Origin of the sequence: Lacticaseibacillus salsurivasis, assembly GCF_036246225.1 — a bacterium.
In the GTDB taxonomy this organism is placed as follows: Bacteria; Bacillota; Bacilli; order Lactobacillales; family Lactobacillaceae; genus Lacticaseibacillus; species Lacticaseibacillus salsurivasis.
Genome location: NZ_BTTP01000026.1, coordinates 1 through 20,226, shown reverse-complemented (window position 1 = coordinate 20,226; position 20,226 = coordinate 1). Strand labels below are relative to the sequence as shown.

The following is a 20,226-nucleotide window of genomic DNA, read 5'->3' as shown; positions in this document are numbered from 1 at the left end:
GTCACTAATCGATGTGGAAGACCATAGGTCTTTAAAAGGCGTTTGAGAAAATGATAGGCCGAGTTAAAGTCACGCTTCTTGCGCAGTTGAAAATCAAGCGTAAGACCTTGATCATCAATGGCACGGTCGCGCATCATTTCAACTAGATCTCGATAACTGATGTTGTAACGCAAGTAGTAGCCTACGGCAAAAGTAATCACTGATTGATTGAATTGCCGTCCTTTAAAATGATCAGTCCCCTGATTTAAACTTGAAGTGCAACACCTAGCCAGTCTCGAATTGACTAGACCAAAAAGGCCATGATGACCTATTCTTATAAGCGACCAAGCAAGTAAGAAAGGAATCGTCATGACCCAAACTCAGCCTACCATGCCTCGCCACTACCGACAACTATCGCTTATTGAACGTGGCCAGATTGAGGCCCTCTATGTCACCGGGAACACCATTACTGCCATCGCTGAAGTACTTCATCGCAGTAAGTCTACGGTGAGCCGTGAAATCAGACGCGGAACCACTGATCAGATTCGTGGTCGTGGTGAACACTTCCAACGCTACTTTGCCGAAACTGGGGCTGCTGTGTATGCCAATCACCGTGCTCACTGCCGCCCACAAACGCGCTTTGAACAGTGCCCTGACTTCTATGAACAGCTAGTCGTCGTACTTCGCCAGCGGCCTCGGATACATAGCGTTGATAGCTTCGTTCACGCGTATCGGCTCGATCATCCAGACGAGTTATGTCCTTCCACGCCGACGGTTTACCGCGATATCGATAAGGGTCTCCTAGCAGTACGCAACGGCGATCTGCCAATGAAGCCGCGGCGTCGAATCAAGAGCGATGCTCACAAGCACTCACGAACGAATAAGCGGGTCTATGGTCAGTCCATTGAAGAACGACCAGAGGAGGTCCAGGACCGTCATATTATTGGCCATTGGGAGGGTGATCTGGTCAAAGGCACTCGCGTTGAGGACGAACCACCACTGATGACAATGACGGAACGTGTCACCCGCTTTGAGATCATCCTTAAGCTGCCAAACTACCACGCCGAGACCTGCTTACAGGGCCTTCAATCGATTCTTGATGACTATGGCGCTGAGCACTTCAAGACGGTCACCTTTGACAACGGCAGTGAGTTCTCAAAGCTCTCTGAAGTCACGGGTACCTCCGTTTTCTATGCTCACCCATACTCGCCCTGGGAGCGTGGGACCAACGAACGTGCTAATAGCTTGATTAGGGAGTTCATACCCAAAGGACGATCTTTGCATGACTACGACATCACAGATATCCAAAGCTTCCAAGACGCACTCAACCAGCGTCCAAGACGGTCCTTGGATTACCACTGTGCAGCAGAACTGATGCCAGATCTATAGCATCACCTAGACCAATTATTTGAATTGATCATCTAGTGTTGCACTTGAGTTGACAATCGGGGAAAATGATCAGTCATCTGAAAACCTCCAGTTTCAATTCATGATACAGGATGCACTCTCCCTGAGTAAACTTTGCACCAGAACCGTTCTTTGAATGAGTGTCCTTTTTCATGAAGATCAATCAAGGTTTGCTTAAATTCGGGGGTGTAGCGAATAGCTGTATTGGTCATAAAACATTCCTCATCTGTCAATTATCGCACAAACTATTTTTGTCCGTAATTACAGCATAAGGGCCTCTAGGTCGGAGCCCAGGAGGCGGAGACCAGCCGCACAGCCCAACCCCACGCCGAACCGGAGGCCAGCCCGCCCGCACCGCGGCCGCAATCATCCACCCAACGCCCCCCAAGCTTTTGATAGCGGTAACAACTCCTGTGCGCTTGTCGTGGCCGGCCTTTTTTCATAAGGTTGGAGGAGAAAGGAAGGGTGGTTATGGGCGCTTGGTATGAACACGCAATTATTTACCAAATCTATCCAAAATCGTTTCAAGACAGCAACGGCGACGGCATCGGGGACCTGAACGGGATCCGGCAACGGATCCCGTACCTGCAAGCTCTCGGCATCAACACGGTGTGGCTGAACCCGATTTTCATCTCTCCACAGGTGGATAATGGCTACGATGTGGCCAATTACTTCGCCGTGGACGAAACCATGGGTACGATGGCCGACCTGGAGGCGCTGATTGCGGCGCTGCACGCGGCCGGCATCCGTCTGATCATGGACTTTGTGCTAAACCACACCTCGGATCAGCACCCATGGTTCCAAGACGCCATTCACGCCAAAAACAGTCTGTACCGCGACTATTACATTTTCTCCGGGCATGACGGGCAGGTGCCGAACAACTGGGGCAGCTTCTTCGGCGGGTCAGTGTGGTCGCCGGATCCAGCGGGTACCGGGCAGTCGTATTTTCACCTGTTCGACCGGCGGATGCCGGATCTGAACTGGGCCAATCCCGAGGTGCGGCGGGCAATGGGGGATGTTGCCATGTTCTGGCTGGGCAAGGGTATCGATGGGCTGCGGCTGGATGCCTTCATCCACATTGCTAAGGCCGAGCTGGGGCAGGATTATCCCCTTGCCCCGGGGCAGCAGGCGCCGGTGGTGGCGGAGCCGTTTTTCGCTAACCTACCAAAGGCGCAGGAATGGCTGCGGCCGTTCTGCGACCGCATCAAAACCGACTACCCCGACGCTTTCCTGCTTGGCGAGGCAGCGTCGGCCAATGTCAACCTGGCGGCGGATTACACCGCGCCCAGCCGGCACCTGATGGACAGTGTGATCACGTTCCGCTACTTCACTGAGGACGAAAGCAACCTGGATCCGCGGCTGCCAGCGCAGTACCAGCCGCGGCCACTGAACTTCACGGCGTTCAAGCAAACCCAGGCGGTGTGGCAGCAGACCCTCGCCGGAGTGTCGATGCCGACGCTGTACTGGGGCAACCACGACATGGCCCGGCTGGCGACGCGGGTGGCCAAAACCACCACCCAAGCGCGCAGTCTGGCCATGCTGATGTACCTGCAGCGTGGCCTGCCGGTGATCTACTACGGCGAGGAGCTCGGACTGCACAACCTGCAGTTCGACCACGTTGATCAGTTCGCGGATCGCACGGTGGCGCCGTTCGTAGCTGCGGTCGAGGCCACCGGGCAGTCCCGCACCGCGGCGCTGGCCATGGTGTCAGCGACGCACAAACTGCCGGCGCGGGGGCCGATGCCATGGACGGCCGGGCCACACCAAGGCTTTTCCAGTCACCTGCCATGGTTGGTTGGACGCAGCGAGGACGCGACCAGCGTGGCCGGGCAGCAGGCCGATGAAACCAGCATGCTGCACTTCTACCAGGCGCTGATTGTACTGAAAAAGCAGCCGCTGTTTCAGGCCGGCCATTACCGGCTGTTGACCACGGCGCCCAATCTGTACGTGTACGAACGCACGCTGGCCAGCCAGCGGGCCCTGGTGGCGGTGGTCTTGGATGAGCAAGGCGCCACCTTCACCGTACCTGAAGGCCTGACGACGGTGGCGCTGGCCGCCGGCGATTACCAACTTGAAGGTCAAACGCTCACGCTTGGCGCGAATGCCGGCGTGGTGTTAAACGAAAGGGGAACTCGATAACCATGCAACTTGCAGCATTACGGCACCGCCCAGAAAGCGAAGATTGTTTTTTGTACACCCCAGATGAGCTGCGGCTGCGGCTCCACACGGCCAAGGCCGACGTGCAGGCAGTCACCGTGCTGTACGGGGATCCGTATGTCACGGCGCCGAATGCGGCCACCGGGGAGCCGGAATTCGCCTACCAAGAGGCGGCGATGACCAAAACCGGCACCGGCCAAACCAGCGACTACTGGACCATCAGCCTGACCGCGCCGTACCACCGGCTGCAGTACCAGTTCCTGGTGACCGGCCAGGACGGCAGCACCATCCTGCTCGGCGACCGCGGTCTGCGCGCCGACAGCGCCGCCAACCGCCGGGCCAATCTGTTCCGAGTGCCGTACTTCCACGCGATTGACACGGTGCAGACGCCGGCTTGGGTCAAGGAAACCGTGTGGTACCAGATCTTCCCAGAGCGCTTCGCTAACGGGGACCAGACGAATGACCCCAAGGGTACCAAGCCCTGGCGGCCGGCGGATCACCCGGGCCGCGAGGATTACTACGGCGGCGACCTGCAAGGGGTGCTGGATCACCTGGCCGACCTGCAGGCGCTTGGCGTGAACGGGCTGTATTTCTGCCCGGTGTTCACCGCGATGTCGAACCACAAGTACGACACCATCGACTACTTCAACATTGACCCGGCGTTTGGCGACAAGGCCTTGTTCGCCGAGCTGGTTAACCAGGCCCACCGGCGCGGCATGCGGGTGATGCTGGATGCCGTGTTCAACCACATGGGCAGCCGCAGCATGCAGTGGCAAGACGTGCTGAAGTTCGGTGCGCAGTCGCGCTTCGCCTCCTGGTTCCACATCAACCGCTTTCCGGTGGAGCCCTTCGCCGCGCCGGAACAGGGCGGCGTGCCGAAGTACGACACCTTCGCCTTCGAACCGCACATGCCGAAGCTCGACACCAGCAACCCGGCGGTGCAGGACTACCTGCTTGAGGTGGCGACGTACTGGATCAAGCAGTTCGACATCGACGCGTGGCGGCTGGATGTGGCCAACGAGGTGGACCATCACTTCTGGAAACGGTTCAACCAGGCAACCAAAGCGATCAAGCCCGATTTCTTCGTGCTGGGCGAGGTCTGGCACTCCAGCCAGCCGTGGCTTAACGGTGATGAGTTCGACGGTGTCATGAACTACGCGTTTACCGAACAGATTGAGGCCCACTTCCTGACCGGCAAGCTGAGCGCTCCTGAGCTGACGGCGGCGCTAACGGATCAGCTGATGCTGTACCGCGACCAAACCGACCAAGCGATGCTGAACATGCTGGACTCGCATGATACCGCGCGGCTGCTGACGGTGGCCGGCGGCGATGAGAACCTGGCCCTGCAGGCCCTGGCCTTCACCTTCCTGCAAACCGGCATGCCGTGCCTGTACTACGGCACGGAAATGGGCATGGCCGGCGAAAACGATCCCGACTGCCGGCGGCCAATGGACTGGGCCCAGCTGAAGGGCCCGATTTGGCAGCGTGTGCAGGCCCTGGTGACCTTCCGCCGCGCCCAGGCGGCAACGCTTGGCACCGGCACCACGGTGTTGAGCGTGAATGCGGCCGGGCTGCTTAAGGTGACCCGCACCGGTGCGCACACCGTGACGGCGTATTTTAACACCACCAAGCAGCCGGTAGCACTGATCGCCAGCCCAGTACTGGCACAGGGTTACGCCGACCAGCAGCTGGCGCCAACCGGATTCGCTGTTATGGTTCAGTAAGATTATGATAGCGGTAACAGGCAATTTAACCTTTTAAAAGCGGTTTCAGCTTATCATAATCAAAAGTATAGAAAAGTTCAGGTGGCGCAATTCACCTCCCGAAAGTGAAGGATGCAAGATGAAACGGATATTTGAAATCGACCCGTGGCTGGTGCAAAGCCACCAATTAAACCCCAACGAGAAACGCCTGCAGGAAAGCATGACCGCCATTGGCAACGGCTACATGGGCCTGCGCGGTAACTTCGAAGAAGGTTACAGCGGTGATCACCTGCAAGGCACGTATCTCGGTGGCGTCTGGTTCCCAGATAAAACTGTCGTCGGCTGGTGGAAAAACGGCTACCCGGATTACTTCGGCAAGGCGATCAACGCGCCGAGCTTCATCGGCATGGCGCTCACCGTGAACGGTGAGCGCGTCGATCTGGCCACCAGCGCCTACCGCGATTTCACCCTCACGCTTGACCTGCACCAGGGCCTGCTGACCCGCAGCTTCGTATTTGAGGGCAAAAAGGCCACGGTGCGCTTCACCTTCAAACGCTTCCTCAGCAACGTGATTAAGGAGGCGGCGCTGGTGCAGCTCACTGCCGAAAGCTTGGCCGGACCGGCCGAGCTGACGGTGGCCGCCCAGCTCGACGGCAACGTCACGAACGAGGACAGCAACTACGACGAGCGCTTCTGGGCACCGCAGGGGGAAAACGCCGCGGCAGGCACCATCCAGCTGCAGACCAAGCCCAACCCGTTCGGGGTCCCGCAGTTCACGGTGCTGCTCAAGCAAAGCCTGCGCCAAGGGGCAACCCTTTTACCCGGCACCGTGACCACCAGCACCGGCCAGCTGACCAGCACGGTCACGCTTCCGCTGGCGCCAAACGTGCCGGTCCAGCTGGAAAAGGACGTCATCGTGGTCACGAGCCGCGACATCGCCCCTGAGGCCCAGGCCGAAGCGGCCGCGGGGCTGATGACACAGCTTCAGGGCCAAAGCTTCGCGGCCCAGCTGACGGCGCACACCGCCTTGTGGGCCAAGCGCTGGGCCCAAAGCGACGTTGTGATTGAAGGCGACGACGCGGCCCAGCAGGGGATCCGCTTCAACCTCGCCCAGCTGTTCATGACCTATTACGGCGACGATAAGCGGCTCAACGTGGGGCCGAAGGGCTTCACCGGTGAGAAGTACGGCGGCGCGACCTACTGGGATACCGAGGCCTACGTGGTGCCGATGTACGTCGCCGCCACCCCGCCGGCCGTGACCCGGGCGCTGCTGCAGTACCGGCACGACCAGCTGCCCGGCGCCTACCACAACGCCCAGCAGCAGGGGCTCAAAGGCGCCTTGTTCCCGATGGTGACCTTCAATGGCATCGAGTGCCACAATGAATGGGAAATCACCTTCGAGGAACTGCACCGCAACGCGGCGGTCGCTTTTGCGATTTACCAGTACACGGCCTACACCGGCGATGAAAGCTACGTCAACCACGACGGCATGGAGGTGCTGGTGGGCATCAGCCGCTTCTGGGCGGACCGGGTCCACTTCTCCAAGCGCGCCGGCAAGTACATGATCCACGGGGTCACCGGGCCGAACGAGTACGAAAACAACGTCAACAACAACTGGTACACCAACACAATGGCCGCGTGGTGCCTGGAGTACACCCTGGCCCGGCTGCCCAAGGCCGATGCCGCCATTCAGGCCAGGCTGGCCGTGAGCGCCGCCGAGCAGCAACAATGGCAGGACATTATCGACCGCATGTACTATCCGGAGGACAAGAAGCTGGGCATTTTCGTCCAGCACGACACCTTCCTGGATAAGGACCTGCGGCCGGCAAGCTCGATTCCAGCCGATCAGCGGCCAATCAACCAGCACTGGTCCTGGGACCGCATCCTGCGGTCACCGTTCATCAAGCAGGCGGATGTGCTTCAGGGCCTGTACTTCCTGAACGACCGCTTTACCCGCGAGCAGAAGGAACGCAATTTTGACTTCTACGAGCCGCTGACGGTGCACGAAAGCTCGCTGAGCGCCTCGATTCATGCGGTGCTGGCCGCCGAACTTGGCAAGCAGGACAAGGCCGTTGAGCTGTACCAGCGCACGGCTCGTCTGGACCTGGACAACTACAACAACGATACGGCAGACGGTCTGCACATCACCTCGATGACCGGCGGCTGGCTGGCTATCGTGCAGGGCTTCGCCGGCATGCGCTACGACCACGATCAGCTGCGGTTCGATCCGTTCCTGCCGAAGCAGTGGCAGGGTTACCAGTTCCGCATCAACTACCGCGGCCGGGTGATCCAGGTCGCGGTGGGGAAAACCGTTGCAGTGACCCTGCTGGCCGGCCCGCCGCTGACCGTCATGGTTGCCGGCCAGCCGCAGCATTTGGAGGTGAGCGCGCATGCTTAAAGGATTACTATTCGACCTCGACGGGGTCTTGACCGACTCGGCCAAGTTCCACTTGCAGGCCTGGAGTCAGTTGGCCACCCAGCTGGGCATCACCCTGACGCCAGCTGAGCGCGAAGGCCTGCGCGGCCGCTCGCGGCTGGACTCGCTGAACCTGATTTTGGCGGCTGGTGGCCAGGAAGACCGGTTCAGTGCGGCGGAGAAAACAGCGCTGACCGACCAGAAGAACGCGGTTTACCTGCAGCTGATTCAGACGATGACGCCGGCGGACATCCTGCCGGGCATTCCGCAACTGCTGAAGGACGCGCAGGCGGCCGGCCTGAAAATGGCCATCGCCTCGGCCTCGCGAAACGCCCCGACGATTCTTGACCACCTGGGCCTGGCCGCCAGTTTCGACGCCATCGTCGATCCGGCGACCCTGCACCGCGGCAAGCCCGACCCGGAGATCTACCAGCAGGCGCAAGCGCTGCTGGGGCTCCAGGCCGCCGAGGTGATTGGCTTCGAGGATGCCTCGGCCGGGGTCGCCGCCATCAAAGCGGCCGGTCAGTTCGCGGTTGGCATCGGGGATGCCCGGCTTCTGGCCGCAGCGGATTACCTAGTGAAAGACACGGCGGCCCTGCAGCTGAGCCAGTTGCAAGCGGCGTTCGCCAAAGAAAGTGGGGAGACTAATGGTTGAAATCGACTTGGACCACCTCTACAAGAAGTACGACGACGGCGAGGATTACTCGGTGGTGGACTTCGACCTTCACATCAAGGATAAGGAGTTCATCGTGTTCGTCGGCCCCTCGGGCTGCGGGAAGTCCACCACGCTGCGTATGATTGCGGGGCTGGAGGACATTACCAAAGGCGAGCTGAAAATCGACGATAAGGTGATGAACGACGTGGCCCCCAAGGACCGCAACATCGCCATGGTGTTTCAGAACTACGCCTTGTACCCGCACATGTCAGTGTACGACAACATGGCGTTCGGCCTGAAGCTACGGCACTACAAGAAGGAGGACATCGACGAACGCGTGCAAAACGCGGCGGAGATCCTCGGCCTGAAGCCGTTTCTCGACCGGAAGCCGGCCGCCTTGTCCGGGGGCCAGCGGCAGCGGGTCGCTTTGGGGCGGGCCATTGTCCGCGATGCTCCAATCTTCCTGATGGATGAGCCCCTGTCGAACCTGGACGCGAAGTTGCGGGTGTCCATGCGGGCGGAAATCGCCAAGCTTCACCAGCGCCTGAACACCACCACGATTTACGTGACCCACGACCAAACCGAGGCCATGACCATGGCCGACCGGGTTGTCGTCATGTCCGTGGGCCACGTGCAGCAAATCGGCACGCCGGCCGAGGTTTACCAGAACCCGCGGAACCAGTTCGTGGCCGGGTTCATCGGGTCGCCGGCGATGAACTTCTTCAACATGACGTACCAAGACGGCTTCGTCAGCGATGGCCAAAGCATTCGCCTCAAGGTGCCAGAAGGCCGGGCGAAGATTTTGGACGATCAGGGCTACAACGGCAAGGAAGTCGTGTTCGGCATCCGGCCGGAGGACATCCATTCGGAGGAGGCCTTCCTGGAGACCTGGCCGGACGCGGTGATCAGTTCAACCGTGTCGGTGTCCGAGCTCCTGGGCGCCACCGAGCAGCTTTACCTGAAGGCGGATGACACCGAGTACGTTGCCAACGTCAACGCGCGCGACTTCCACAACCCTGGGGACCACGTGAAAATGGGCTTCGACGTCAACAAGGCGCACTTCTTCGACAAGGACACGACAATGGCAATCGTGGCCAAGCCGATACCGCTGGAAGGCTGAGGAGGTGAAGGCATGACCCCATGGTGGCAGCAAGCCGTCATTTACCAGATCTACCCGAAGAGTTTTCAGGACAGCAACGGGGATGGCATCGGCGATTTGCCGGGGATTACCAGTCGCCTTGATTACCTCAAGCGGCTGGGCGTCGATGCCCTTTGGCTGAGCCCAGTGTACGTGTCGCCCGGCGAGGACAACGGCTACGACATCGCGGACTACGAGGCCATCGATCCCCAGTTCGGGACGATGGCCGACATGGACGCCTTGATCGCCGCCGCCAAGCAGCGCGGCATCCGCATCATCATGGACCTGGTCGTCAACCACACCTCCTCGGCCCACCGCTGGTTCGTTGAGGCCCGTCGCAGCCGAGACGCGCCGCACCGCGATTTTTACCTCTGGCGCGACCCGAAGGACGGGCAGGTGCCTAACGCCATGACCTCGACCTTCGGCGGGTCGGCCTGGCAGTACGACGCGCCGACCGGTCAGTACTACCTGCACCTGTTCGGGAAGGGCCAGCCGGACCTCAACTGGGCTAACCCGGCGGTCCGCCAGGCGATTTACCGGATGATGAACTTCTGGATCGAGAAGGGCATCGGCGGGTTCCGCATGGACGTCATCGACCTGATTGGCAAGAATCCGGACCGTGAGATCCGTGAAAACGGCCCGCAGCTCCACCCTTACTTACGCGAAATGAACCAAGCCACGTTCGGCGGCACTGACTTAATGACCGTCGGCGAGACCTGGGGGGCCACGCCGGCCATCGCCCAGCAGTACGCTGATCCGCGGCACCACGAGCTCTCGATGGTGTTCCAGTTCGAGGCCATGCAGCTCGACCAGCAGCCCGGCAAGGAAAAATGGGACCTTAAGGCCTTCGACCCGGCGGCACTCAAGCAGGTACTGGCGAAGTGGCAGACCCAGCTCGACTATGCGCACGGCTGGAACAGCCTGTTTTGGAACAACCACGACCTGCCGCGCATCGTGTCCCGCTGGGGCGACGATGGCCGCTACCGGGAGCGCTCGGCCAAGATGTTCGCCATCCTGCTTCACCTGCTGCGCGGCACTCCGTACATCTACCAAGGCGAGGAAATCGGCATGACCAATACCCCGGTCGCCGATATCGTCGAGGTCAACGATCTGGAAAGCCGCAACATGTACGAGGCGCGGCTGGCGCAAGGGGTGCCGCGCGCCACCTTGCTTCACGCCATCAACGTCAAGGGCCGCGACAACGCGCGCCGGCCGCTGCAGTGGGACGCCAGCGCGAACGCCGGCTTCACCACCGGCACACCGTGGCTGGGGATCAACCCCAACTACAAGACACTGAACGTCGAGGCGGCGCTGGCAGCGCCGGAGTCTGTGTTTTACACCTACCAGCAGCTGATTGCGCTGCGCCACGAACACGACATTGTGGTGCACGGGGCCTTCACCCTGCTGGCCACGGCCCCTGGCGTGATGGCCTACTACCGCACGCTGGGCACCGCACGCTGGCTGGTCGTGGCCAACCTCACCGCGACGCGTCAGCCGTTCCACCTGCCGGCGGCGCTCAAGCGGGTCTTAATCACCAACCTGCCTGGCCTGACCGGTGAAACGCTTGCGCCGTACCAGGCCTTCGCAGCGGTTATCGATTGAATCTGGATTACCGGTATTATTGACGCACCATGCGGGGCGCCGCCTGCACGCTTGGCTTTGCCCAGGACCTCACTACCAAAATGCGGCAGTAATGTCCTGGGCGCCGCTAATCGTCGGGCTACGAACGCCCCACTTCGCAGCTTTTATTATTCCATTAGGAGGAATCTCATCATGAAATTATGGCAAAAGATCGCTTTGGGGAGCACCGCTTTGCTATCTGCAACCGTTCTTGCCGCATGTGGCAGCTCCAGCTCCAGTTCTTCCAGCACCGACAGCAACAAGGTTACCGGCACCGTGAAGCTCTGGGTCGATACCACCCAGGTGCCGTACTACAAGAAAATCGTGAAGAACTTTAACAAGAAGTACCCAGACGTGACGGTCAAGGTCACCCAAAGCCCGAACGGCTCCGCCAACGCGAAGACCGATGTCGGCAAGGACCCGGCCAAGGCGGCAGACGTCTTCGAAGTGCCAAACGATCAGCTGGGGTCGATGGCCGATCAGGGCTACATCAACCCGTTGTCACCAGCCGCAACCAAGAAGGTCAAGGCCAACAACGTGGCCATGTCCGTCAAAGGCGTGACCTGGAAGAACAAGCTCTACGCCTTCCCGTTTGCTGAACAAGCTCAGACGGTGTACTACAACAAGTCCAAGCTGTCCGCCGAAGACGTCAAGGACTGGGACACCTTGACCAGCAAGGGCGTGCTGGCCACCGACTTCACCAACGCGTACAACTTCTATCCTGTCTTCCTCAGCGCCGGCACCTACCTGTACGGCAAGGACGGCGAAACCCTGACCGGCACCAACGTCAACAGCGCCGCCGGGGTCGCCGCAATGACCTGGCTGGCTCAGCAGAAGCAAAACAAGAACGTGATGCAAACCTCTAACGCTTTGAACCAGCTGAAGTCCGGCAACGCCGCGGCAACCCTGGACGGTCCGTGGAATGCAGCGAACATCAAGAAGATTCTCGGCGACGACTTCGCCGTTGCCCCGTACCCAACTGTGACGATCAACGGCAAGAAAGTGCAGCTCCAGGCCTTCCAAGGCATCGAAGCCTTTGCCGTGAACTCCCACACGGCCACCAAGAACCAGAAGGCGGCCGCAACGCTGGCTGAATTTATCACCAACAAACAGTCCCAGCTGATTGTCTACAACGAATCCGGCCAGATTCCGGTCGACAAGGCCGCCCAGAAGAGCGACGCCGTGGCCAGCGATCCAGTTGCCCAAGCGGTGATGACCATGGGCAAGCCGGGTTACTCCACGCTGATGCCAATGATGCCTCAGATGGCCACCTTCTGGAACCTGTCCGCACCACTGATCAACGGTGCTTATACTGGCTCCATCAAGGCGGCTGACTACGCTGCCAAGCTGGACACCTTTGCGGCAGCCATTTCGAAGAAGAACTAAGGCTGACCCCGAGCGGCTAAGGGTCGACTCGTTAGCCGGTTCAGGAAGGAGCAATTATGTTTAAAAAGAAAAGTAATTTACCTCCTGCAGCCACGTACAAGGAAGTTTGGCAAAAAGGTGATCTCAGCTTCAAGCTATCGTTCTTCTTCATGGGCCTGGCCCAGCTGAAGCGGCGGCAGTGGGCGCAGGGTATTTCGCTGCTGGGGCTCGAGCTGGCCTTCATTGGCTGGCTGAGCTTCAGCGGGGTCTCGGCCCTGGGCATGCTGAGCAACTTGGGGGCCAACAAAACCAAGCGAGTCGTCTTCGACAACGCGCAAGGCGTGTACCTGACCAAGCTGCCGGATAACTCCGTTGTGATCTTGCTGTTCGGCGTGCTGGCGGTGATCCTCGTGCTGGCCATGATCGGCCTGTACATTGCCAGCCTGCGGTCCTTGCGCACGCTGTACGTGCAGGTGCGGGACGGCGAGCACGTTGCCACCAACCGCGAGCAGCTGCGTTCACTGCTCGACAGCCGGCTCCACCTCACTTTGATGGTGATTCCAATCATCGGAGTGATGGCCTTCACTGTGCTGCCGACCCTGTACATGATCTCGATGGCGTTCACAAATTATGATTCTAAGCACCCAATCGGCTTCTCCTGGACCGGTTTCAAGGCGTTTGGCAACGTATTGACCGGCGATTTGGCCGGCACCTTCTTCCCGGTGCTCGGCTGGACCCTGGTCTGGGCCGTCTGTGCGACGGTGACCACCTTCTTCTTCGGCGTCCTTTTGGCCATGCTGATTGAATCCAAGGGCATCACCCACAAGGGCCTCTGGCGCACGCTGTTCGTGATTGTGTACGCGGTGCCGCAGTTCGTATCCCTGCTGATGATGGCGCAGTTCCTGGACCTGCAAGGCCCGCTGAACACGCTGCTGATGAACTGGGGGTGGATCAGCCATCCCATCAACTTCATCGGGGCCTCGGCAAACGCCACCGTGGCGCGAATCACGGTCATCGTGGTCAACATGTGGATAGGGATTCCGGTGTCGATGCTGACTTCCACGGCAATCATTCAGAACCTGCCGCAGGACCAGATCGAAGCGGCGCGCATGGACGGGGCCAACCCGTTCCAGGTGTTCCGTCACATCACCTTCCCGCAGATTCTGTTCGTGATGGCGCCGGCCTTGATCCAGCAGTTCATCGGCAACATCAACAACTTCAACGTCATCTTCCTGTTGACCGGCGGCTACCCAATGAACAACAACTACAATGGCGCGGGGGACACCGACCTGCTGGTGACCTGGCTGTACAACTTGGTCTTCGGCCAGACGCAGCGCTACAACGCGTCTGCGGTGCTCGGCATCTTGATCTTCATCATCAGTGCCACGGTGTCGCTGCTGGCCTACCGACGGACGAACGCCTTTAAGGAGGGATGATCATGACTTCATATCATGCACAACGCCGCGCGTCACTGATCGCCCGTTACGTGCTGCTGGCACTGCTTGCCGCGCTGTGGCTGTTTCCCATCGTGTGGATCGTTCTGGCCAGCTTCTCGTACAACGACACCGGATTCGTCTCCACAATTTGGCCCAAGCAGTTCACGCTGAGCAACTACACCGGCATTTTCACCAGCACCCAGTTCCCGTTCGTGTACTGGATCCGCAACACCTTGTTCGTCTCCCTAGTGTCAATGGTGCTGTCGACCTTCGTCACCATCTCGGTGGCCTACGCGCTGTCGCGGCTGCGCTTCCGTTTCCGCAAGCCGTACCTCCAGATTGCGCTGGTGCTGGGGATGTTCCCGGGGTTCATGTCGATGATTGCGCTGTACTACATCCTGAAGAGCTTCAATATGCTGAACCTCGTCGGGTTGATTCTCGTGTACGTCGGCGGTGCGGGTCTGGGCTTCTACATCGCGAAGGGCTTCTTCGACACCATTCCGCGTTCGATCGACGAGGCGGCGGAAATCGACGGCGCCTCGCGCTGGCAGGTGTTCCTGCACATCGGGCTGCCGATGTCTAAGCCAATCATTGTGTACACTGCACTGACCGCCTTCATCGCGCCTTGGACCGACTTCATCTTCTCCGGGATCATCCTCTCGTCCTCGGGGAACGCGAAGACCTATACCATCGCGTACGGGCTGTACAACATGGTACACGCGACGAAGGGCACGTCGACCACCTACTTCACCTGGTTCATCGCCGGGTGTGTCGTGATTGCCGTTCCCATCACCATCTTGTTCATTATCATGCAGAAGTTCTACGTCAACGGCATCACCGCTGGCGCGGACAAGGGCTAATCCCCACGGCCTCCGGGTGGCTTGGGGCGACCCGGAAGCAGACTCTCTTTTTCCTGAAAAGGGCTCGCGCACGCGAGTCCTTTTTGGCGGCCTAGACGAAAAAAGTGTGATCTGACTCGTCGAATACCGCGGAATGCTTTATGATAGTGGATACTGAATATTTGTAAGTGCCTGGTTTTCATGGGAACCGTTCCGTTACTGTCGTATAATGAATGCAGAGGAATTTCCTGTTTTTGGCAGTTTCCCTTGCACTTGTCATCTCGTAACGGAGGATTTATCCATGGTTTATCGGCATACTGACGTTCAACTATCTTTCGAATCGTTTGATTGCGGCCTGGGCACATCACTCAGCCCTGATAACGAGTGGGTGAAGTTAGCCTCGCTCATTCCATGGCAGAAGCTGGATGAAGCATACCAATCTGTCTTTAATAAGAGTGCCGGACGTGCTGCAAAACCATTTCGCGAGTTGTACGGTGCCGAGCTGATCAAACAGCGGACACATTTATCAGACGCGAAGCTGGTGGAGGCCATTCGCGACACGCCAGCGTTTCAGTACTTCATGGGAAGAACACGTTACGAGGCCAAGATTCCTTTCAATGCCTCAACTTTGACCTACTTCCGCCGTCGAGCCTCTAAGATCTCCGACTTGATTCGCAACATCATCACTGATGAAGTCCGTGAGAAGCTAGAAGCGATTGTGCCCGGAGCTCACGTGCTAATTACTGATGCCACCGCCGTGCCGATCAAGATTCAGTTTCCTCAAGATGCCTCCTTACTAAACAAAGCTCGGCTGAACCTTGAAGAGATGGTGTTTAAGATGGCGCAAGGGCTACAAGTTGCAATCCCGCGGACTTATAAGCGTTTGGCTAAGGCAACATGGACTGAATATTCACGCCACCCTGGCCGTCAGGCCAAGGCCCGGCGCAAGCAGATTAAAGCCCAGCTGCAGTACATTCGGCGAGACCTGCGCTACGTGGATGAACTGTTGAGCCAAGGCGGAGAAGCACATCTGACAGAATGGCAAATCAACCGGATCGCAGTTGTCCGTAAGGTCTACGATCAGCAAAAGTACATGTACGACAACAAGACTCATAGCGTTCCTGACCGGATTGTCAGTATCAGCCAACCGTACATTCACCCGATTGTTCGCGGTAAAGCTAAGGCACGCGTTGAGTTCGGTGCCAAGATTGACTGCTCAATTTTAGACGGAGTTATTGACGTTGAGCGTTTTGACTTCGAGAGCTTCAATGAAAGCACTGATCTGGCCGCAACCCTCGATCATTGTTGGGATACACTGGGGCAGTATCCCGATGAGGTACTAGCTGACACCCTGTACCGAACCCGAGCGAATATTGCATTGTGCAAGGAGCTGGGCATCAAACTGAGTGGGCCTAAGCTGGGCCGCCGGCCGAAGCATGTAGATGCCAAGCAGCGCAAGCTGGATACTGATGCGGAGAACAGACGCGGTGCGATTGAACGCAAGTTTGCCTTCTTGAAAGGCTCGCTTGGGCTTGATTTAGTGAACACAAGAACCGCTGAATCTCTGGTGGTCGAAGTTGATTCAGCTATTGTGTTGGCTAACCTCATGCTTCTTTTGGGTATTTTTTCTATACCAATTTCCGTCATTACCCACAGATCCGGCAAAACATATCAAATCAACTATAAAGTCATCACTGAACGGCCTAAGTCAGCAGCCTAGTTCAGTACTGACTATGATAGACGTAGACCAATTTTTCTGAAACGGGGGATGAAGAAATGGTGACCTTATCGGATGTGGCCAAGCAGGCGAATGTCTCCAAAATGACCGTCTCGCGTGTCATTAACCACCCGGAGCAGGTGACTGCCGAGCTGCGCCAGCTGGTGGAGGCGGCGATGGCCACCCTGGATTACCAGCCCAACGCGGCGGCCAAGGCGCTGGCCAACAACCGCACCAACGTGATCAAGCTCGTCATCCTGGAGGACAATACCACCGAGCCCTATTACATGAGCCTGCTGTTCGGCATCGCCAAGGGGCTCGACAAGTGCGGCTACGCACTGCAGCTGGTCACCGAACGCGAACGCCTTGGCAAGGGCAACGCGGCCGATGGCTTCATCGTCACCGGCGCCCGGGCCGCCGACCTGCCGCTGATCAACGCGTTGGCCAAGCCGACGGTGATTTTTGGCGAGAACCACAACGGCTACGACTTCATCGACACCGACAACAAGGCCGGTACCGCGATGGCCACCGAGTACGCCTTGGCGAAGAACTACCAGTCGCTGGTGTTCCTCGGCATCGACGTCAAGGAGGCCTTCGAGTATTCGCGTGAAGCGGGCTACATCAACACTCTGCAGCAGCACAAGAAACTGCCGCAGATCCACCGCATGAGTAACCACAGCCACCAGTCGCAGCAGTTCATCAACGCCCACTGGGCCGAGTTCGCCCGGGACACGTGCTTCATCTGCGCCAGCGACCGCCTGGCCATCGGCGTGGTGCGCGGCATCATGCAAAACGGCGGCACTATTCCCCGCGATTTTGGCGTGATTGGCTTCGACGGGGTATTCCTGGACCAGGTGTCCAACCCCAAGCTGACCACGGTGAAGCAGCCCGTGCAGCGCCTCGGCGAACTGCTGGCCTGCATGCTCCTGCAGAAGGTGGCACAGTCCGGCGCCCCACAGGGGGAGCTGCTGGTCGATCCTGAGCTGATTGCTCGGGACACGACGCGAAAGTAGATCGGATTTCAACTGTCCTTACCGCTATGGTAGGGCCAGTTTTTAGGCTCTATGTCAAATCTAATTCATAGCCTCAATTGTCAAATCAAGCGCAACACTTTTTAACCGATTCTTGTTAGCGGTATAGGTCATGCCATGTTGGGGTAGTAATCACATGGTCGCAGCCAACCTAGTGAACATCTTGGGCGGTGATTCAACGCTGACTGGACCGCCTGAATTTCCTCCAAGGTCACGCGTTTAAATGACTTGCCTTTAGGGAAGTACTCTCGCAAAAGGCCATTGGCATTCTCGTTTGATCCGCGCTCCCAAGGCGAGTATGGATGGGCAAAGTAGATCTTCGTTCCCGTCACGCTGGCTAACGATGAGAACTCTGAACCGTTGTCAAACGTGATGGAGTCGAACTCCTTGGCACCATAATCATCTATCGTTGCTTGAAGGGCGCGGCGACAGGTTTCCGCGTGATAGTCAGGTAGCTTGACGATAATCTCGGTTCGGGAGTATCGCTCCGTGAGTGTCATTAATGCTGGTTCGCTTTCAACTCGCTTTCCTTTGACCAGATCACCTTCCCAGTGACCGACTCCTAGCCGGCCGTCAACGGCCTTTGGCCGATTCTCAATCGACTCACCAAGGTTGTGCTTATTCATTCGAGCGTGGCGCAATCCCGGTCGTTTGACGCGACGCCTTAATTTGACGGGTAAGTCTAAGTTGGTAAGTGGGAGAAGACCCGCGTCAATGTACCGATAGACCGTTGGGGTTGATGGACACTTCAGGTGTGGGAAGCGCATCTGAAAGTCATGGACAAAACTATCAACGCTGTGAATGCGCGGACGCTGCTTTAACGCTTCGACCAGCTCCTTAAAGAAATAGTCACACCGCTCTAGCAATCCCTTGGCATGACTATTGACTCTGGCCTCTTCGTGCTTGCACTGAGCGGCGTCTGCAAAATACACAGGATGGATTCGGTGGTGTGAATCCATCTGATTAACGACACCTCGTTTTAACTCACGACTAATCGTGCTCTTACTGCGGTTCAGGTCTCCAGCAATTACACTTAGAGTTTTGCCCTGGGCGCACAGCACTTCAATTTTGCCTCGTTCATCGGAAGTGAGTTGGTGATAAGAGCGAGCGGTGGTACTCTGAGAGTGGGTCATGAAGATTCCTGCTTTCTTGTATGGTTTGGACGCTAACAAGAATAGGTCTTCATGACCTTTTTGTGCAAATTGGTCTGCTTTATCAGGTGTTGCACTTCGATTTTAAACCAGGGCACGATAGATTGTCGGATAACTGATGTGGATCGTGCAGCCTTCATGTTTTAGCCGGCCGGCAATCTATTCTGGGGACCAGTGCAGCTCAGTAATATATCGAACTACACATTCACGAACTTCTGGTTGAGCGAGAATACGAGGACGTTTACTAGCTAGCCGAGCCCGTTGGTATCGGTCCTGCGCATCAGAGGCGGAGTAGCTTCGCTAGCCGCCGTTACGGGAGATCTCGCGGCTGATTGTACTCTTTGAGCGTCCTAGGCCTCTGGTGATGGTGACGAATTGTCAATTCAAGTGCAACTTTTTACCTAGGAAGACCTCTGATGGTGTCTTCCGGCCTAAGACCTTGCGAGGTCGGTTATTCAGTTGTTCAATGTAAGCCCCTATTTCCTGATCACTCTGAAGGTCTAGATCTGTGTTCTTTGGGAAGTATTCTCGAATCAGACCGTTGGTGTTCTCATTAGTTCCTCGCTGCTGTGGCGCATGTGGATCGGGAAAGAAGACCTCCGTATCCAGGCGTTCTGCCAGCTCTTTGTACCGCGCAAACTCAGTTCCGCGGTCAGGTGTGACAGTACGAACCCGATTAGCTGGCAAGTCCCCAAGCAACTCAATCATGACATCTCTAACGGTGTCAGCTTTCGTGTCGGCTGTCCGTTTCGAAAGCAGATAACGTGACTTACGATCAACCAGCGTCACTAGCGCTGAGTGCCCAGTCTTACCTCGCACCGTGTCGCCTTCCCAATGGCCAAACCAGCTACGATTCTTAGCTGAAGCAGGTCGATCGTGAATTGAAGGGGCATCGTTGAACCGGCCACGACGTTCATTGATGGTACCTTTGACTTTGCGCGTCTTGCCTCGATGCCGAAGTAGCCGCGGGAGTCCACGAGCGTGACGGCTCTTCAGCGGTACACCTAAATTATCCAGGTAAATCCCGCGATAGATTGTAGGGTAACTGATATGGATGGAACTGTTCTCAAAGGCCAAACGGCCCGCAATCTGTTCTGGTGACCAGTGCAGTTCAGTGATGTATCGAACCACGCAGTCGCGAACTTCTGGTCGCGTAAGAATGCTGGGCGGCGACTACCTACCCGGGCACGTTCGTATCGTGCCTGCGCATCGGAGGCAGAGTAACTCTGCCGACCGCCATTACGAGAAATTTCGCGGCTGATTGTGCTCTTGGAGCGACCTATGAATTTAGCAATCACCTCGAGAGTTTTGCCACTCCTGATGCCTACCAGTATCGATTCACGGTCTTTTAGGGTAAGATGTGTGTACGGACTCATAGCCGAGTTCTCCTTGTAGTTGGTCTTGTGGTGATTCCATCTTACAAGGACTCAGGCTGTGAGTCTTTCTTTTTTGCTAATTTGTTGCACTTGAATTGTAAATCCGTCGACAATAAAAAACATCAAGAACAGATATCCTGTATCATTGAAGTTCCTACACAAACAATGGAAGAGGATATTGTCTTGATGCAGAAACAGGATAGCACACACCGCCAAAAAGGTCAGCACTTAACATC

15 protein-coding genes and 2 pseudogenes are annotated in these 20,226 nt (G+C 57.5%); 13 read left to right on the top strand and 4 right to left on the bottom strand.

The genetic code is table 11. The annotated features are described in order from the left end of the window. On the bottom strand, positions 1–350 hold a 350-nt coding region (locus AAA927_RS12250; protein ID WP_338218087.1), incomplete at its 3' end, for a DDE-type integrase/transposase/recombinase. Here AAA927_RS12250 and AAA927_RS12245 point away from each other — a divergent pair. The 12 genes from AAA927_RS12245 (at position 349) to AAA927_RS12190 (ending at position 17,445) form a co-directional block, all read left to right on the top strand. Continuing rightward, positions 349–1,368, top strand: a complete 1,020-nt coding sequence (locus AAA927_RS12245; RefSeq protein WP_338218086.1) for an IS30 family transposase — start codon at positions 349–351, stop codon at positions 1,366–1,368. The two genes, AAA927_RS12250 and AAA927_RS12245, sit on opposite strands and share 2 nt — an antisense overlap. Before the next feature lie 489 nt (positions 1,369–1,857). Continuing rightward, positions 1,858–3,525 carry an alpha-glucosidase gene (locus AAA927_RS12240; protein ID WP_338218085.1) on the top strand — a complete coding sequence of 556 codons (1,668 nt, stop codon included), beginning with the start codon at positions 1,858–1,860 and terminating at the stop codon, positions 3,523–3,525. 2 nt (positions 3,526–3,527) lie between these two features. Beyond that, positions 3,528–5,267, top strand: a complete 1,740-nt coding sequence (locus AAA927_RS12235; protein WP_338218084.1) for a glycoside hydrolase family 13 protein — start codon at positions 3,528–3,530, stop codon at positions 5,265–5,267. Positions 5,268–5,385: 118 nt separating this feature from the next. Beyond that, positions 5,386–7,644, top strand: coding sequence for a glycoside hydrolase family 65 protein (locus AAA927_RS12230; protein WP_203633805.1), 2,259 nt, complete (start codon positions 5,386–5,388; stop codon positions 7,642–7,644). After that, entirely contained in the window at positions 7,637–8,317 is a 681-nt protein-coding gene (gene pgmB, locus AAA927_RS12225) for a beta-phosphoglucomutase (protein WP_338218083.1), read from the top strand. The genes AAA927_RS12230 and pgmB overlap by 8 nt, the downstream gene beginning before the upstream one ends. After that, on the top strand, positions 8,310–9,437 hold the full coding sequence (locus tag AAA927_RS12220) for an ABC transporter ATP-binding protein (protein WP_125579383.1): 1,128 nt from the start codon (positions 8,310–8,312) through the stop codon (positions 9,435–9,437). Before pgmB ends, AAA927_RS12220 begins: the two co-directional genes overlap by 8 nt. 12 nt (positions 9,438–9,449) lie before the next feature. Then, positions 9,450–11,057 carry an alpha-glucosidase gene (locus AAA927_RS12215; protein WP_338218082.1) on the top strand — a complete coding sequence of 536 codons (1,608 nt, stop codon included), beginning with the start codon at positions 9,450–9,452 and terminating at the stop codon, positions 11,055–11,057. A 171-nt stretch (positions 11,058–11,228) separates the two neighbouring features. Beyond that, positions 11,229–12,461, top strand: a complete 1,233-nt coding sequence (locus tag AAA927_RS12210; protein ID WP_338218081.1) for an extracellular solute-binding protein — start codon at positions 11,229–11,231, stop codon at positions 12,459–12,461. 56 nt (positions 12,462–12,517) lie between these two features. Then, positions 12,518–13,876, top strand: a complete 1,359-nt coding sequence (locus AAA927_RS12205) for a carbohydrate ABC transporter permease (protein WP_125579386.1) — start codon at positions 12,518–12,520, stop codon at positions 13,874–13,876. A 2-nt stretch (positions 13,877–13,878) separates the two neighbouring features. Next, the gene (locus AAA927_RS12200) at positions 13,879–14,736 is read left to right on the top strand and encodes a sugar ABC transporter permease (RefSeq protein ID WP_338218080.1); all 858 of its coding nucleotides are present in this window, start codon (positions 13,879–13,881) and stop codon (positions 14,734–14,736) included. A gap of 280 nt (positions 14,737–15,016) precedes the next feature. Continuing rightward, a complete protein-coding gene (locus tag AAA927_RS12195; protein ID WP_338218079.1) occupies positions 15,017–16,435 on the top strand; it encodes an IS5 family transposase in 1,419 nt (472 codons plus the stop codon). A gap of 56 nt (positions 16,436–16,491) precedes the next feature. Continuing rightward, on the top strand, positions 16,492–17,445 hold the full coding sequence (locus tag AAA927_RS12190; RefSeq protein ID WP_338218078.1) for a LacI family DNA-binding transcriptional regulator: 954 nt from the start codon (positions 16,492–16,494) through the stop codon (positions 17,443–17,445). Between the two features lie 128 nt (positions 17,446–17,573). Here AAA927_RS12190 and AAA927_RS12185 read toward each other — a convergent pair whose 3' ends face one another. From AAA927_RS12185 to AAA927_RS12175, 3 genes and pseudogenes are all read right to left on the bottom strand, one after another. Further along, entirely contained in the window at positions 17,574–18,596 is a 1,023-nt protein-coding gene (locus AAA927_RS12185; RefSeq protein ID WP_338218077.1) for an IS30 family transposase, read from the bottom strand. Positions 18,597–18,704: 108 nt separating this feature from the next. Beyond that, a pseudogene (locus tag AAA927_RS12945) lies at positions 18,705–18,983 on the bottom strand (transposase); the annotation flags it as partial. A gap of 9 nt (positions 18,984–18,992) precedes the next feature. Then, positions 18,993–19,990 (bottom strand): annotated as a pseudogene (locus tag AAA927_RS12175) (IS30 family transposase). Positions 19,991–20,020: 30 nt separating this feature from the next. Between AAA927_RS12175 and AAA927_RS12170 the strand changes: the two are divergent. After that, positions 20,021–20,226 (top strand): hypothetical protein (locus tag AAA927_RS12170; RefSeq protein ID WP_338218076.1); only part of this gene is annotated, 206 nt, incomplete at its 3' end.

What these genes read in the sequence shown, in the direction of transcription:
- AAA927_RS12245 (WP_338218086.1), top strand. Translation starts at nt 349, where the DNA reads ATGACCCAAACTCAGCCTACCATGCCTCGCCACTACCGACAACTATCG.
- AAA927_RS12240 (WP_338218085.1), top strand. Translation starts at nt 1,858, where the DNA reads ATGGGCGCTTGGTATGAACACGCAATTATTTACCAAATCTATCCAAAA.
- AAA927_RS12235 (WP_338218084.1), top strand. Translation starts at nt 3,528, where the DNA reads ATGCAACTTGCAGCATTACGGCACCGCCCAGAAAGCGAAGATTGTTTT.
- AAA927_RS12230 (WP_203633805.1), top strand. Translation starts at nt 5,386, where the DNA reads ATGAAACGGATATTTGAAATCGACCCGTGGCTGGTGCAAAGCCACCAA.
- pgmB (WP_338218083.1), top strand. Translation starts at nt 7,637, where the DNA reads ATGCTTAAAGGATTACTATTCGACCTCGACGGGGTCTTGACCGACTCG.
- AAA927_RS12220 (WP_125579383.1), top strand. Translation starts at nt 8,310, where the DNA reads ATGGTTGAAATCGACTTGGACCACCTCTACAAGAAGTACGACGACGGC.
- AAA927_RS12215 (WP_338218082.1), top strand. Translation starts at nt 9,450, where the DNA reads ATGACCCCATGGTGGCAGCAAGCCGTCATTTACCAGATCTACCCGAAG.
- AAA927_RS12210 (WP_338218081.1), top strand. Translation starts at nt 11,229, where the DNA reads ATGAAATTATGGCAAAAGATCGCTTTGGGGAGCACCGCTTTGCTATCT.
- AAA927_RS12205 (WP_125579386.1), top strand. Translation starts at nt 12,518, where the DNA reads ATGTTTAAAAAGAAAAGTAATTTACCTCCTGCAGCCACGTACAAGGAA.
- AAA927_RS12200 (WP_338218080.1), top strand. Translation starts at nt 13,879, where the DNA reads ATGACTTCATATCATGCACAACGCCGCGCGTCACTGATCGCCCGTTAC.
- AAA927_RS12195 (WP_338218079.1), top strand. Translation starts at nt 15,017, where the DNA reads ATGGTTTATCGGCATACTGACGTTCAACTATCTTTCGAATCGTTTGAT.
- AAA927_RS12190 (WP_338218078.1), top strand. Translation starts at nt 16,492, where the DNA reads ATGGTGACCTTATCGGATGTGGCCAAGCAGGCGAATGTCTCCAAAATG.
- AAA927_RS12185 (WP_338218077.1), bottom strand. Translation starts at nt 18,596, where the DNA reads ATGACCCACTCTCAGAGTACCACCGCTCGCTCTTATCACCAACTCACT.